The organism is Lentzea sp. NPDC004782 (assembly GCF_040609115.1).
Lineage (GTDB): Bacteria > Actinomycetota > Actinomycetes > Mycobacteriales > Pseudonocardiaceae > Lentzea.
The window spans coordinates 14,441-28,618 of record NZ_JBEXJN010000087.1; the positions used below are offsets into that span (position 1 = coordinate 14,441).

The 14,178-nt window shown below is 72.5% G+C and carries 10 protein-coding genes; 2 read left to right on the top strand and 8 right to left on the bottom strand.

All coding sequences use genetic code 11. The features are described 5' to 3' along the window. Positions 1 to 84 precede the first annotated feature (84 nt). Entirely contained in the window at positions 85 to 1,107 is a 1,023-nt protein-coding gene (locus ABZV40_RS42605) for an LLM class flavin-dependent oxidoreductase (RefSeq protein ID WP_355455336.1), read from the top strand. 29 nt (positions 1,108 to 1,136) lie between these two features. On the opposite strand, the gene ABZV40_RS42610 is transcribed toward ABZV40_RS42605, so the two are convergent. From ABZV40_RS42610 to ABZV40_RS42640, 7 genes are all read right to left on the bottom strand, one after another. Further along, a complete protein-coding gene (locus tag ABZV40_RS42610; protein WP_355455318.1) occupies positions 1,137 to 1,406 on the bottom strand; it encodes a hypothetical protein in 270 nt (89 codons plus the stop codon). A gap of 130 nt (positions 1,407 to 1,536) precedes the next feature. Next, positions 1,537 to 2,202, bottom strand: a complete 666-nt coding sequence (locus ABZV40_RS42615; protein ID WP_355455320.1) for a hypothetical protein — start codon at positions 2,200 to 2,202, stop codon at positions 1,537 to 1,539. A gap of 34 nt (positions 2,203 to 2,236) precedes the next feature. Further along, positions 2,237 to 2,869 (bottom strand): RNA polymerase sigma factor, encoded by a 633-nt coding sequence (locus ABZV40_RS42620; RefSeq protein WP_355455322.1) that lies wholly within the window; start codon positions 2,867 to 2,869, stop codon positions 2,237 to 2,239. 126 nt (positions 2,870 to 2,995) lie between these two features. Further along, positions 2,996 to 3,445 (bottom strand): hypothetical protein, encoded by a 450-nt coding sequence (locus ABZV40_RS42625; RefSeq protein ID WP_355455324.1) that lies wholly within the window; start codon positions 3,443 to 3,445, stop codon positions 2,996 to 2,998. Between the two features lie 32 nt (positions 3,446 to 3,477). Further along, positions 3,478 to 4,692 carry a GAF domain-containing SpoIIE family protein phosphatase gene (locus ABZV40_RS42630; protein ID WP_355455326.1) on the bottom strand — a complete coding sequence of 405 codons (1,215 nt, stop codon included), beginning with the start codon at positions 4,690 to 4,692 and terminating at the stop codon, positions 3,478 to 3,480. A gap of 79 nt (positions 4,693 to 4,771) precedes the next feature. Beyond that, a complete protein-coding gene (locus ABZV40_RS42635) occupies positions 4,772 to 7,612 on the bottom strand; it encodes a hypothetical protein (RefSeq protein ID WP_355455328.1) in 2,841 nt (946 codons plus the stop codon). Next, positions 7,609 to 12,657 carry a hypothetical protein gene (locus ABZV40_RS42640; protein ID WP_355455330.1) on the bottom strand — a complete coding sequence of 1,683 codons (5,049 nt, stop codon included), beginning with the start codon at positions 12,655 to 12,657 and terminating at the stop codon, positions 7,609 to 7,611. Before ABZV40_RS42640 ends, ABZV40_RS42635 begins: the two co-directional genes overlap by 4 nt. An 86-nt stretch (positions 12,658 to 12,743) precedes the next feature. On the opposite strand from ABZV40_RS42640, the gene ABZV40_RS42645 reads away from it, so the two are divergent. Further along, a complete protein-coding gene (locus ABZV40_RS42645) occupies positions 12,744 to 13,154 on the top strand; it encodes a hypothetical protein (protein WP_355455332.1) in 411 nt (136 codons plus the stop codon). Here ABZV40_RS42645 and ABZV40_RS42650 read toward each other — a convergent pair whose 3' ends face one another. Beyond that, positions 13,155 to 14,027 carry an SAM-dependent methyltransferase gene (locus ABZV40_RS42650; RefSeq protein ID WP_355455334.1) on the bottom strand — a complete coding sequence of 291 codons (873 nt, stop codon included), beginning with the start codon at positions 14,025 to 14,027 and terminating at the stop codon, positions 13,155 to 13,157. Positions 14,028 to 14,178 lie beyond the last annotated feature (151 nt).

Genomic DNA, 14,178 nt, shown 5'->3' on the forward strand with positions numbered 1-14,178 from the left:
AAGTGGGAGGGAGAGACGATCTCCTTCCCGTTGTCGTTTGTGGAGCCCGGAATGCCGGAGCACGCCGGAAGCGTTGTGCACGGTATGAAGAAGATCGGGTTTCTGTCGTTCGGGCACTGGTCGGACAGCCCGCACTCGCAGACGAGGTCCGCGGCGGACACGTTGCTGCAGTCGATCGACCTGGCCGTGGCCGCCGAGGAGCTGGGCGCGGACGGCGCCTACTTCCGGGTGCACCACTTCGCCAGGCAGCTCGCGTCGCCGTTCCCGCTGCTCGCGGCGATCGGGGCGAGGACGGAGCGCATCGAGATCGGCACCGGCGTGATCGACATGCGCTACGAGAACCCGCTGTACATGGTCGAGGACGCCGGGTCGGCCGACCTCATCGCCGGCGGCAGGCTGCAGCTCGGCATCTCCCGGGGATCACCCGAGCAGGTCGTCGACGGGTGGCGGCACTTCGGCTACCAGCCCGCCGAGGGCGAGACCGACGCCGACATGGCGCGCCGGCACGCCGAGGTGTTCCTGAAGGCGCTGGAGGGCGACGGGTTCGCGCGGCCCAACCCGCGGCCGATGTTCCCGAACCCGCCCGGCCTGCTGCGCCTCGAACCGCACTCGCCCGGCCTGCGCGACCGCATCTGGTGGGGCGCCGGGTCCAACGGCACAGCCGTGTGGGCGGCCGAGCAGGGCATGAACCTGATGAGCTCGACGCTGAAGTTCGACGAGGGCGGTGCGCCGTTCCACGTCCAGCAGGCCGAGCAGATCCGGGCGTTCCGCAAGGCCTGGACCGAGGCCGGGCAGGAGCGCGAGCCGCGGGTGTCGGTGTCGCGCAGCATCTTCGCGCTCACCACGGACCTCGACCACGCGTACTTCGGCGGTGACGGCGAGAGCACCGACCAGGTCGGGTTCATCGACGGACCGAACCGGGCGATCTTCGGGCGCTCGTACGCGGCCGAGCCGGACGTGCTGGTCGAGCAGCTGGCCGGCGACGAGGCGATCGCGGAGGCCGACACGCTGCTGCTGACCGTGCCGAACCAGCTCGGCCCGGACTACTGCGCGCACGTCATCGAGGACATCCTGGTGCACGTGGCGCCGGCGCTCGGCTGGCGCTGACAGTCCACTTCGGACAGCACGCGGCCGAGTCAGGCGGTGCGGCAGCCGGGAACCCATCGCGGTTCCCGCGCCGCGACCGCCGCCAGAACCGGCCGATCCGTGCACAGGCGCTGTTCCGCCGCCAGGACGTCGGCCTTGAGCTCCTGCAGGAAGAGGGCGCCCGGCATCAGCGCCACGATCTCCCACTGGCACAAGGCGCATCGCGTGCTGTGCCGCCGGAATTCGTCGGTCTCCTCGGTGGTGAGCAGGCCGAGCAGGTAACTGCCGGCGGACAGGGTGTGCGGACAGGCGTCGGGCACGGGCTTTCCTCCACGTCTGGTGCGGCGGGAAAGGGCGGACGAGCGGCGGCGTGAGGGGCAGGCCGCCGCCCGTCCCGGAGCAGGCGACCCGGTGGGGGAGAGGGCGGGTCGCCGGAGGTTCTGGTGCTGGTCAGCGGCTCGGGTGGGTGGGCTTGTCCGGCGCGTGGTCGGGCTTGTCCTGCGTGTGGTCGGACTTGCCCGGCTTGTCGGCGAGCAGGTCGGCGCAGAAGGCGGGGACCCGGTCCGCACCACCCGCCGCCGTGACGAGCGCGCTGAACGCCGGGTTGTCGTGCGCCTTGCCGTGCTCGGAGCCGGCGCCCGCGGTGTAGGCCTGGCACAGGCCCTTGAGCGACGGGGAGGGGGACGGGTTGTTGTCGTCCGGCTTCTTCTCCTGCGCCTTCGACGTCGCGGGGCCGGTGGCGGACGTCGTGCTGACGACGTTCGTGTTCACCGGGGTCGTGGGCTCCTCGCGGTGCTGACCGGGCAGCGTGCCCGTGGCGGCCGCCAGCGCGATGCCGCCGGCGGTGAGTGCCGCGGCACCGGCGATCTTCACCGAGAGCAGGTTGGCCAGGGCGATCTTGAGCATCCGAGGTCTCCGTCGCTGAGGGGCGGTGGCGAGACGAGCGTCGCGGAACGCCGCCACGGCGACCTGCTCACCGGCCAGTTCCCGGTCCCGGGCCGGGGCGGACGCCGCCGCGAGCAGGTCGCTCAGGCGGTCGTGCCCAGGGGCCGGCGCGCCGCGCAGCAGTTGCTCCGCGGTGGGCCGGTCGATGCGGCGGGAACGGTCGGTGCTCATCTCACGTCCTTCAGCGTCAGGACTCCGTTTTTTGTCACTCCGATGATGTTTTCCCTGGTGGGGTGAGGTGCTCTGCCAGTGCGCGCAGGCCGCGGTGCGCTGCCGTGCGGACAGCTCCCGGCCGCTTGCCGAGCACCTTGGCGGCGGACTTCGCGTCGAGACCGACGACGACCCGCAACAGCACGGCTTCCGCCTGGTCGCGCGGCAGCCGGGCGATCACGGCCAGCGCGGCGTCGGTGGCCGCCGAGTCCAGCGCCGCCTGGGCGGTGTCCTCAAGCCCGGCGGGTTCGGCCACGTCCTCGACGGTCGCGTGCACGACCGGCCGGCGCTGCTGTTTGCGCAGGTGGTCGAGGGCGCGGTTGCGGGCGATGGTGGTCGCCCAGCCGCGGAACCCGTCGAGGTCGCCGCGGAACGAGCCCAGGTCTCGCGCGATCTGCAGCCAGGCGTCGGACGCCACGTCCTCGGCGTCGGCTCCGACCAGCACCTGGAGGTACCGCAGCAGCTTCGGCTGGACGTCCCGGTAGAGGGCTCGGAAGGCGTCCTCGTCGCCGCGCCGTGCCGCGGCGAGAACCGCGTCCGCGGTGGGGATCTCCGCTCTCGTGCGCGGCGGTGACCACGCGAGACCGGACATCTCACCGCTGTCGCCGTACCCCGCCGCACTCTGCACGCGCGGCATCTTGAACGAAGCTTCGCGCTGTGCCAAGCCCTTGCGGTCGGACCGGATGTGTGCGATGGAAGCCCGAGCGCCGTCCACACCGGACGCAAACTCCGGTCCGGTGTGGACGGTCGAGGATCAGGGCAGGGTGACGAACGGGCGCAGGAAGTCCCTCGCTCCCGGGGTGCCGAGCCGGTAGACCACGTTCGTCGCGTAGCAGGGCGTGTCACCCGTGATCGTCGTGGCCGCGAGGGTCAGCCTGCCGTTGATCGTGGCGAAGTTCGGGCCGCCGGAGTCGCCGTAGCAGGCACCGCCGTTGCCCTGCGGAGCGGTCATGGCGAGCCGCACCCAGGCGTTGTTCAGCGCGTTGAAGGTCACCGGCGCCTTCATCCGGACGCCGCCGCCCGGGTGGGTCTGACCGCCGGGGCCGCGGCGCGCCTCCTGCGTGCCGTAGCCGGCGACCAGCCACGGCGTGTCGTCGAGTCCCTGCGGGCCGAGCTCGCCCAGCCGGTTCGCCTCGGCGAGGTTCGCGGCGGCGTGGATGAAGGGCTCCTTCATCCACACCAGGTGGAGGAAGGAGCCCTTCATCCACCTCACCCGACGGCGAGTTCCTCAGCCGATCAGCGCGTGTCGCTGTGCCGGATCGCCACCACCGCGATGTCGTCGGTCGCCGGCCGGTCGCCGACCATCGTGGCCATGATCCGGATGCACGCCACCTCCGGTTCCGTCGAGCGGACGACCCGGCGCAGCCGTTCCAGGCCCTCGTCCAGGTCCTCTCCCCTGCGTTCCACCAGACCGTCCGTGTAGAGGACCATCACGGTGCCCACGGGTACGTCGACATCGAGGCTGCGGCGACCGGTGCCGGCGAGGTCGTAGCCGATGGGCGGACCGACGGGAACCGGCATGAACCGGGCTTCGTCCCCCGGCGTGGCGAGGACGGGCGGCAGGTGTCCGGCCGAGGCGAGGCTCATGCGGTGGGTCGCCGTGTCGATGACCGCGTAGGCGACCGTGGCCATGGTGTCGGTCTCGAAGTGGCTGGCCTTGCGGTCGAGCTTGCCCAGGACCTCCGCGGGATCGGAGTACTCCAGCGCGTAGGCGCGCAACGCACTCCTCAACCGTCCCATCACCACAGCGGCCCGCAGTCCGTGACCGACGACGTCGCCTATCACGACGCCGATCCGCTCACCGGGCAACGGGAACACGTCGTACCAGTCACCACCGACACCGCTTTCCGCGCCGGGGACGTAGCGGGCCGCCAGCTCCCAGCCCTCGGTGCTCGGCAGGCGCGCCGGCAGCAGGCTCTCCTGCAACAGCGCGGCCGCGGCGCGTTCGGACCGCGTCCGGTCCATGTACACCGCCACCGCGAGACGGTCGGCGACCAGGTGGAGAGCGTCGACCTCCTCGTCGGTGAACCGGCGTGGCGTGGTGCTGCCGACGTGCACCACTCCGGTCAGCTCACCCTCGGCGATCATCGGCACGCCGAGCAGCACCTGCAGCCCGTGCTCCCACAGCAACGGGTTGACCACAGTGGACTTGTCGACGCGCTCGATCTGCACCGGCTCCCGCAGGTGGGCCACGCGACCGGCGAAACCCTTGCCGACGGGCACCCGCACGCCCTGGAAGACTTCCTCCTCCAGCCCCGAGGCCGCCCTGGCCACCAGCTGCCGGCCGCTGCGATCCACCAGCAGGACCGTGACGGTGTCGACCGCGAACAGGTCGCGGACGCGCCTGAGCAGGACCTCCAGGAGCTTGTCGAGCTCCAGCTGCCTGAGCGTGCCGTCGGTGACGGCGTTCAGGACCTGCAGACGGATCGACGAGCTTCGAGCCTCACCCATGTCGAACTCCGTCCACGCCGATCGTGCCCATGACATTACTTCGTGTGGCCGCCGGGTGGTGCACTCGGTACCGCGTGGTTCAGGCCGGATCCACCGCCACCAGGTTCCCCTTTCTTCCCAGCGGATCGGTGAGCTGCGCGTGGTACCTGGCCGCGCCGGGCGGCACGGTGTGGGTGAACGCGGGAGACGCGGGCAAGGTGGCCAGCTCGACCAGGGCGCCTGCCGGGGTCTCCGCCCACAGCTGGACGCTGCCGGGTGGCAACGAACCCGAGATCACGTCACCGGGGCTGAAGGTGAGCAGTCCGGTCAGGTCCGGGACCGTCGCGGGCACGCGCATCGCGGTGGCGGGCAACGAGATCCGGCTCCACATCGACTCGACGTCGCCCGCGGGAACGCCCGCCGGCGTGCTGACGGTGCTCGGGATCGGCAGCACTCCCGGCGGCAAAGCGGGTTCCGGGTCGTGGCGGGCTTCTGCCCAGTAGGTGGCGCGCTGGTAGTCCGCCAGCGGGCTGTCGGTCCACGTGCCGCGGACGGTGGCGACGACTGGCACGTAACGCGGTTCGGCGGTCATCACGCGGGCGCGCCGGATGCGCACCTCTCCGTCGAACTCGGCGTCGACGGAGACGCTGCCGTCGGCCGCCACGGCGACCCGCACGGTCGGCGGAGCAGGTCTTTCCTTGTGCGGCACGGCGACCGGAACCAGGCCGCACTGGGCGAAGTCGGGCTCGACGTTGCCGTCGGTCAGCGGCACGATCCGCACGAACAGCACGCCGCGCAGGCTGCCGGGGACGCTGTGCCGCCACGACACCACGCCCGCCGCGGAGGTCAGCGGTGGATCGGTCACCAGGCTGAAGTCGGCCTTGTCCCGCAGTTCCGCACGGCGTGCCCAGATCGCCCCGGCCAGCGAGGCGCGCAGCGGATCGCCGGGCAGCCTGCCGTCCACCAGGCCGATGCCCAGTGCCGCGGCGAGCCGGTCGGACGTGCTCAGGTACACCCGGTACCGCGCGTTGCCCGGCCAGGTCAGGGCGAGCTCGCTGGCACCGGTCGCGTCGCGGCGGCCCGACCACAGCAGCGCGGGCCCGGTGCGCACCACCGGATGCGGCCGCGGGTCGTGCACGGTCACGACGGAACTGGCCACTGTGGACTGCACGCCCGCGGTGTCGGTGAACACCGCGTCCACCACCACGTCCACCGACGAGGCCGGTGTGGTCGCGGGAACGTCGAAGAACTCGACCATTCCGGCCTGTGCCGCCACGGTGCGGGACGTCCCCGCGACGGTCAGCGTGAGGCTCGCGATCGGCAGCGCTCCGGTCTCGGTCCGCGCCGGAAGCTCCACGGAAACCCTGATCTCACCAGGAGATCGAGCGCTGGTGTCGGCCCGGTCGAGCGCGGCGACGAGGACGTGGTGCTCCGGCACCGGAGGCCGGGGCGCCGGTCGGGGAGGCGGTGACGCGGAGACCGCGGCGGGTGCGCTCCAGCGGCCGAACCGGTCCGCCTGCGCCACCTGCCACGTCGCCGGTTCGGGCGGCACCGCGGGATCGGACAGGGTGCTCGGCCGTTCCCCGGTCGTCGTGGTGGCCGGGGCGCCCTTCGGCACGCGGCCCGCGAACAACGCCACCGCCCGCCCACCGTCGAACCGGTGCCTGCTGAGAGCGCCTCGGGCCAGGGCGACCGGGCCGGCGGGCGGAGCGCCGTGCAGCAGGATCTGCTGCTGCCACGTGTCCTCACCACCGAGCCACCGTCCGGGTGGCGCCGACAGCGAGGGAGCGTCCGGGAGGTCGGGGGTCGCGCCGACTCCGGCGGCCAGCGGCAGGAAGCGGATCTCACGCGGGCCGGAGTACCTGTCCTGCACGGCAGTGAGATCGAACTCGGAGGCCGCCCGGTTGGCCAGGACCTGGCTGAGCGGGGTGTCCACCGGGATCACGTCACGCAGCCGCCACGGCCCGAGCCGCTTGGTGCGGTGGATTCCGAAGAACGCGCCGACCACCACGACGAACGGGCGGTCGCCGCGAGGTGGCTCGACCGGCAGCACCGTGGCGAGGCCCAGGTAGCGGGCCAGGCCCGGATCACCGGCCTGGATGGTCAGCGCCTGCACGCACGGCGTGGTGCTCGTCGTGTCACGCGGAACGCGGTGTGCTCCCGGCACCACGAGCGTGCCAGGAGGGTTGACTCGCTTGAGGATCGCCTGGTCGGGCACTTCCGGACCGAAGAACGCGGTGTCGATCCACGGGTGGATCGCCGGCTGCAGGTTCCGCACGCGGCCGGACTCGTCGCCGGGCCCGACCGGGGTGCCCGGCCCCAGCGGCTCGTCCGGCGGTCCCAGCCTCTTCGGCGCACCGGCCTCGACCCGGTCGAACGCCGGCCCCTCCCCCGCTCCGCCGGCGTACCAGGGCGCGTCGCCGATCGGCAGCCCGAACGGCCGGTGCCACTCGATCCGCTCGACCTGGCGGATCGCGTGCCGCGCGGAGAAACCCATGACGTTGCGGACGATCCCGCGACCGGACAGGCGCAGCCTCCGGATCGCACTGGCACCGAAGGAGTACGGCTCCTGCGAGCGCCGGGCGAACGGCCGGCCGCGGCCCACCGTGTCCAGCGCCTCGACCACCGCCGGCCCGTCGACGAGCACGATCACCCAGATCCACGGCTCGCCCGAGTCGTCGCCCAGGATCACGTCGACCGGGCCGTGCAGGTCGAGATCGACGGGTCCGGCGATCCGGTTTCCCCTGGGGTCCAGGAACTGCGCGGGCACGTCGAACAGCTGCTCCGGTTCGAACACCCCGCAGACGAACGGGTGCAGCGGCCAGCCGAGGATCGGGTGCACCGACAACGCCGCGTGCACGCCGTCCCCGGCGTCCAGGTCTCCCCGCACGCCGAGAGTGCTGAGCCGCAGCAGCGCTTCCAACGACTTCAGGGCCGTCATGACAGCTCCTCGGCGAACGCGGGTGAGGTGGGGACGACCGCGCGCACCACGAACGACGTCTGCGGCGGGGTGGTCGGCGTGACCGGCGACGTGGCGGCCGGATGTTCCAGCACGGTGAGCGACAGCAGTGGCGGCAGCCACGTGATCGGCCCGATCCGGCGGCGCCGCGGCACGACCGGAGTGCGGGTCAGGTACAGCACCCTGGTGCCGGTGGCGTTGCGGCGCACCACGTCGAACGGCACGCTCATGCAGTCCAGCGCATCCAGCCTCAGGCGGCCTCGGCGTTCCAGCGGCTCGGGGCTCTCCAGCAGCACCCCGGCCAGCCGCCACGGCCCGGCGTCCGGTCGTGACCACAGCAGCGTGCACGCGCCGTCGGGCTCCGGTTCCCACAGCCCCAGCCCGAGCTGGTCCAGGAACACCGCGAGCGCGGAGTCGGAGTCGGAGTCGGTGGCGGGCACGCCCGTGAGGTCAGGCGGCGGTACCGGCAGGTCACCTGTCGTGGCACCGTTCTGCGGCGCGGCGAACCCCAGCGCGGTGACCTGCTCGCGCGGGTTGCGGTAGCGGGACGTGGTGAACACGACGCCCGGCAGCGCGATGCCCAGGTCCGCGCCGGTTTTGGGCACCTGGACCGCCAGGTCGTAGGTCGCGCCCGGCACCAGTCCGGCCGGGCCGCCGAGCGTACTTCCCTGCTGCGGCACCGGGCAGCCGCTGAGCACGGCCATCTCCAGCTTGCGCTGGTCGGTGACGAGCTGCTGGTCTTTGGCGTCGGCCCAGAGCTCGGCCAGTACGGCCGCGATCGCGGCGGGAGGCTGCGGAGGTGAGCCCGGCGGGAGGTCGGTTCGCTGCAGCACCAACGAGATCCGGTGCTGGTACTTCTTCGCCAGCGCACCGGCGTGGTCGACGCTGAAGTGCGCGCCGACCGGATCGTCGGGGTAGTAGTTCGCCACCCGATCCGTTGGCGTGTAACCCAACAGGTAGCGCTGCAGGGAGCTGACGTCGAACTCGTCCTGCGCCACCAGCCTCTTCGCGAGGTGACCCGGATCGGTGGCACCGATCTCGGTCTGCCCCAGCGCCCGATAGCCCTTCGGCGGTGGCGGCGGGTCCGGGGGAATCGGCGGAGTCCGGAACCAGTAGGTGACCGGGTTGTGCGTGAAGTTCTTGGTGCCGACCACTTTCCCGTTGTCGGTGCGCTTGCCGGCACACGCCAGGGTGACCTCGACGCCGTAGGTCGTGCCGGGTTCGAGCAACGTCCGGCGGTCGCCCTTGGCCTTGCCCAGCAGCAGTCCCTTGTCCTTGCTCGCGGCCGCTGCCGCGGCGGCAGCGGCGGCCGCGTTGTCCCGCGCGGTCTTGCTCAGGCCGTGCAGGCCGAGAACCGCGATGTGGGCTCCGACCGGGTACTGGAGCACGATCTGCGAGACCAGCACACCGGCGCTGCTGGTGAGCACCACGAGGGTGTACCCGGCCGTGCCGGGCAGGTACGACGGCGCCCAGCCGGCGGCGGAGACCCGGTTGGCGGAGAAGTCGTCCACCAGCAGCACCAACGCATCCGGCACGATCTGATCGTCCACAACGGTCAGCGTCGCGTGTTGCAGGCCGAGTTCGTGCGCCAGGTATGTCGGCGCCACGAGCCCGGGAAGGCCCAGCGCGCCACCGAAGTCGTGGCCGCCGCCGTGCAGCGGCGCGGAGAACACGATCGGGCCGCCCGGCTGGTAGTTGACCTCGCCCGGCATGCCGAGCAACGCCGGGCGCACCGGCAGCTCGCGGAAGGTCACGTCGACGTCGACCCAGAACCGGGACACCAGCGGATCACCGGGACCGGCTTCCGGCGGCATCCGCCAGCCGTCGCCGACCGGTTTCGCCGGTGCGCCGAGCGCCCAGCCCCCGGCCGCCCGCGGCTGGACCTGACAGTGGCCGACCTCCGGTTCGAGCGGGTCGTGCGGCAGGCTCTTGCCGCCGTCGGCGAGCCGCGAGGTCCACAACGCGGTCTGCCACGTCAGCAGGGCCAGCTCGCCCGCGACACCGCCGGACGCCGCGCCACCGGACACCTTCGGTTGCTGCCACGCGGCTTCGAGGTCTCCGGCGACCGGCGTGCCGTCCGCGGTGATCAGCCGCAGACCGGTGAGGGCGAACTCGTAGCTCAGGTCGTCGGCGCCGGTCCGGCCGGTGCTCGTGGCGACCGCCGGGTAGGTGCTCTTCCACGTCGTCCCGCTCAGCAGCGCCTTGCCGAACTGCGCGGACGCGAACCCTGCCGGTCCCGGCAGCACCGGGAAACCGAGGACCGGGATGACGTCCGGCCAGACGAACGGCGGATCACCGGCCTTCACCGCCTCACCGGTGCGGCGGTAGGCGTGGTCGCACAACGTGACCTCGGGCAGCGGCCAGTCCCCGGGTTCGGGCACCGACTTGTCCTCGTCGCCGATGGTGATCGTGACGCAGCCGGAGATCTCGAAGAAGAACAGGTCGACCTCGCCGCACACGGAGAACTTGGCCCACCGCGCGTCACCCGGCCCGATCTGCGCGTCGATGTCCGCCGACGCCCCGATCGACACCGGTCCCAGGTGCAGCGAGCCTTCGAGATGGCCGTGGCCGCGCACCACGAGCGGCGAGGTGCCGATGCCGAACTGGGCGTCCGCCGCGAGCTCCAGCCAGACGATCCCGGCGCCGAACACGGCGTGGAAGCCGGCGCCGAACGCGACGGCGAACCCGTGGAGGTCGAAGTCGCCGCGGCCGCCGACGTTGAGGATGTCCTTGCCGTGCACCATGAGGAAGGCCTCGGCGCCGAGGTCGAGCAGGTCGGGCAGCACCCGGACCCGCACCGGTCCCGGCGTGCGGCCGTCCGCGCCGTCGGAGCCGATGTGGACGCGCCAGTCCGGGCTGTTGCCCGGGAACACCGCGTCGATCGGGACCAGGATCTCCAGCAGGGGCTTCAGGTCGAAGCTGCCGCGCAACCCGATCAGCACGCCGCTGCCGTCGTACACCAGCACGCCGGTGATCTGGTCCTGCCGCGGGTCCTGCGAGATCGGCTGGTCGTTGCCGGCGAGCTGTCTTCGCGCGCCGAGGAACCCGGCGTCGAGGCCGGCGCGGAAGGTGAAGTTCGGGGCGGTGAGCAGGATGCGGCCCGCCGCGCTGAACGCGAAGCCCTGGTCCGGCAACGTGCCCACCACCGCGGCGAAGCCGAACATGAGGTCACCGGCGGAGAAGTGGGTCCGCTGCGGCGTCCACGCGAGCTGGAACTCGACCGGGTCCCGGTCGCGCGGTGGCAGGTCCGGCAGGGCGTTGAAGCCGAACGTGCCACCGATCGAGTAGAGGCCCAGACCGGTGGGCCCCAGCGGGATCGCGCCCGGCAGGTCGACGCCGAGCTCCAGCACGATCATCTGCCCGAGGAGCTTGAGATGCGCCGCCGCGGCGAGGTTGAGCGGCACGATCCTGACACCGAGCGAGGCCTCGAAGCCGTTGCCCACCAACGCGAGCTTGCCCCTGCCGTCGATCACGCCGGGCACGGCGAGGCTCGCGTCGAGTCCCCGCAGCGTGACGTCCGGGACCGGGCCGCCGTCGAAGGTGGCCCTGACGGTGGCGCCGCTGACCTTCACCGGCCCGAGGTCGAGGGTGAACCGCAGGTCGATCTCGAACCAGGTGGACCCGTGCCCGGCCCGGTTCCCGGTGACGTCAAATGGCGCGCCCGGCACCCGCCAGCGTCCGGGGTCCTCGACGTCCGTGCTCGCCTGGTCGAACGACAGGTGGAACTTGCCGAGCCCGTCCGCGGCCGGGTCGATCTCCAGCCGGACGTCGCGGTGGCGCACCCGCATCGGCACGTCGTCCTGCATGCCGATGCTCAGCCCCGCGAAGTCGATCGCCTTGACCAGCACGTCGACGCTGTAGTCCAGCGCCAGCACCAGTGCCGGCGCACCGACGGTGCCGATCAGGGTCACGCCGTGCACGACGACCTTGCCCTGCTTGCAGAAACTCGACAGCACGGCCGCGACGCCGAGCAGCGACGCCAGCCCGGCGCTCGACGGGTCACCGGAGGGCGCGGTGCTGGCCGGGGTGTCCGCGAGCAGCGCCTCGGCCAGTGCCGCGCCCGTTACGAACACCCGCGCGGCCACGTTGCCCGCGAGCCCGTCGTCGACGGCGACCCGGATCAGGCCGTCCGGTCCGTCGCTCACCACCGTGACGTCGAACTGCTGCGTGGCGGCGCTCTGCCGCGTGTCGCGCGCATATCTGGCCCGGAGCTTCAGCGGCCTCCCCGCCGCGACCACCACACCGCCGACCGGGGTGTTGAGCGCACCGTCGACGTCGAACTCGGCACTCAGGTCGATCAACGTCGGCGCGCACGCGGCCAGCGACACCGCCCCCGGATCGTCCCACTCGACCACGCCGCGGATCCGCGGCCTGCCGTCCGCCGCGGGCACGTCGACCTGCGCACGCGCCTTGACCCCGGACGGCACGCCGAGCGCGAACGAGACCGGCGCGACCGTGCCGCCGACGTAGGGCACGCCGCGCGGCAGGAACAGCTCGGCCTCCACCGCGATGCCGTCGTCGATCACCAGCCCGTTCGGCACGTGCAGCCCGAACGCGCCGCCGGGCAGCACCATGAACGGAGGGTCCAGCGGCACGTGACCGTTGGGCAGCAGCCGCACGGTCGCGGCAGCTCCCGGCGTGCCCTCCAGCCGGAGGACCGCCGACAACAGGGCCTTCACCGGGGTGCCGGTCGGCTGCACCCACCGCTGCAGGCTCCGCCCGGCGCCGGAGCTCTGCGGGGTGCCCCCGGTCAGGCCGGGCACGGTGACGCCGGTGCCGGCGATCGTGATGTCCGCGCGGAACCCCGCGGACAGGGTGACGGTCACCGGCAGGCCGGGGTCGAGCTGCAGCGACGCGAAGCCCGGCAGGGTCTGCGCCGACTTCACCTCGGCCGCGGCCACGCCCTCACCGGCGGGCCACGCTTCGGACTGGACGGCGTCCATCACGCGCTTGACGTCGCCGGGGAGCGCGACCGAGGCCGTCCATCCCAGCAGGGCGAGGTGGTCGGTCAGCGAGGAGAAGGCCATGGCGGGCTCCCGTCGGTGGGGTCACCACCGGAGTCGCCGGGCAGCGGTACAACGTTAACCCGCGATCCCGCCGGTACCTTCGGCGAGTGACCACACCCGACTGGACCTCACCCGAGGAAAGCGTCGCGGCCTTCCTCGACGACTACGACCGCCTCGGCAGCGGCGGCGGGTTGTCCGGCGTGTTCGCCGCGACGTTCCTGGCACTGGATCCGCAGCGGGCGCTCGCCCTCACCCCGCAGCAGCTGGCAGCGGGACTGCCGGCCAGGCGCAAGATGTTCGACGACGCCGGTGTCACCGGGTTGCGACGGCAGTCGGCACGGCAGCAACGGCTCGACGACCGGCACGTCCTGGTGAGTGCCGAGTGGCACGCCGAACGGGCCGCCGGGCCGCTCACCCTCGCCTCGACGTTCCTGCTGCGGCAGGAGGGCGACCACCACGAGATCGTCGTCTACCTCAACCACACCGATCTCGCCCGGCTGCTCGCCGAACGGTCCTGATCAGCGCTTCCGACCGATGGCCGCGAGGCCGGTGAACCGCTCGGGATGCTCGTCGACCTCGTCGAGCGACTCAGGCCGCCACAGCGGCAGGTACACCACACCTGGATCGACCACGTCGAAGCCGTCCAGCAGGGCCTGCAGCTCGGCGCGCGACCGCATGGTCATCGGCGTCGCGGTGCGCTGGTACAGCTGCTGGTGCTCGTCCGCGCGCCGCGGCTGGCCTTCGTGCGTGGCGTGCGAGACCACGAGGAAGCTGCCCGGTGCCATGGCCTCGCGGTAACCGGCGATGACCGCGGCCGGGTCGTCCGCGTCCGGCACGAAGTGCAGCACCGCGACCATCATCACGGCGACCGGGCGGCTGAAGTCGAGCAGGCCGGTGACCTCGGGACGCTGCAACAGCAGGTCGGGGCGGCGCAGGTCGGCGTGGACGACCGAGGTGCGCGGGTCGTCACCGAGGATCGAGCGGCTGTGGGTGACGGCGACGGGGTCGATGTCGACGTACACCACCCGCGCGTCCGGGTCGGCCGCCCTGGCGACCTCGTGGACGTTGCCGACCGTCGGGATGCCGGAGCCGAGATCGAGGAACTGGTTCACCCCGGAAGCGACGCAGAACCGCACCGCGCGGCGCAGGAACGCCCGGTTGGCCTGCATGATCAGCGGAAGCTCCGGCCACATCTCGATGGCCCGCTCGGCCATCTCGCGGTCGGAGGCGAAGTTGTGCGCCCCGCCCAGGTAGTAGTCGTACACGCGGGCGGCACTGGGACGGTTGAGGTCGATGTCGCTGGGCATCGTGTTGGACTCCGACGGCATGGCGTTCCTCGCTTCCCGCGCCTGGTCGGGGTCACGGTAGCCGGACCGGGTGAACGCCCGCACGCCGGGCGGTCGTGGGGGGGGGGGGGCCCCCCCGGGCGCCCCCCCCCGCCGGGCCCCCGCCTGTGTGGCCTGCGCCCCCACCAACCCCCGGGGGGTTCCCCGCCCCCCCCCACCCCCCCCCCGCGGCAAGCGGCCTTCGCCGATCACACGG

Excerpts from the sequence above, each read along its gene's own strand:
- ABZV40_RS42630 (WP_355455326.1), bottom strand. The coding sequence starts at position 4,692 with ATGGGTGAGGCTCGAAGCTCGTCGATCCGTCTGCAGGTCCTGAACGCC.
- ABZV40_RS42635 (WP_355455328.1), bottom strand. The coding sequence starts at position 7,612 with ATGACGGCCCTGAAGTCGTTGGAAGCGCTGCTGCGGCTCAGCACTCTC.
- ABZV40_RS42640 (WP_355455330.1), bottom strand. The coding sequence starts at position 12,657 with ATGGCCTTCTCCTCGCTGACCGACCACCTCGCCCTGCTGGGATGGACG.
- ABZV40_RS42605 (WP_355455336.1), top strand. The coding sequence starts at position 85 with ATGAAGAAGATCGGGTTTCTGTCGTTCGGGCACTGGTCGGACAGCCCG.
- ABZV40_RS42615 (WP_355455320.1), bottom strand. The coding sequence starts at position 2,202 with ATGAGCACCGACCGTTCCCGCCGCATCGACCGGCCCACCGCGGAGCAA.
- ABZV40_RS42625 (WP_355455324.1), bottom strand. The coding sequence starts at position 3,445 with ATGAAGGGCTCCTTCCTCCACCTGGTGTGGATGAAGGAGCCCTTCATC.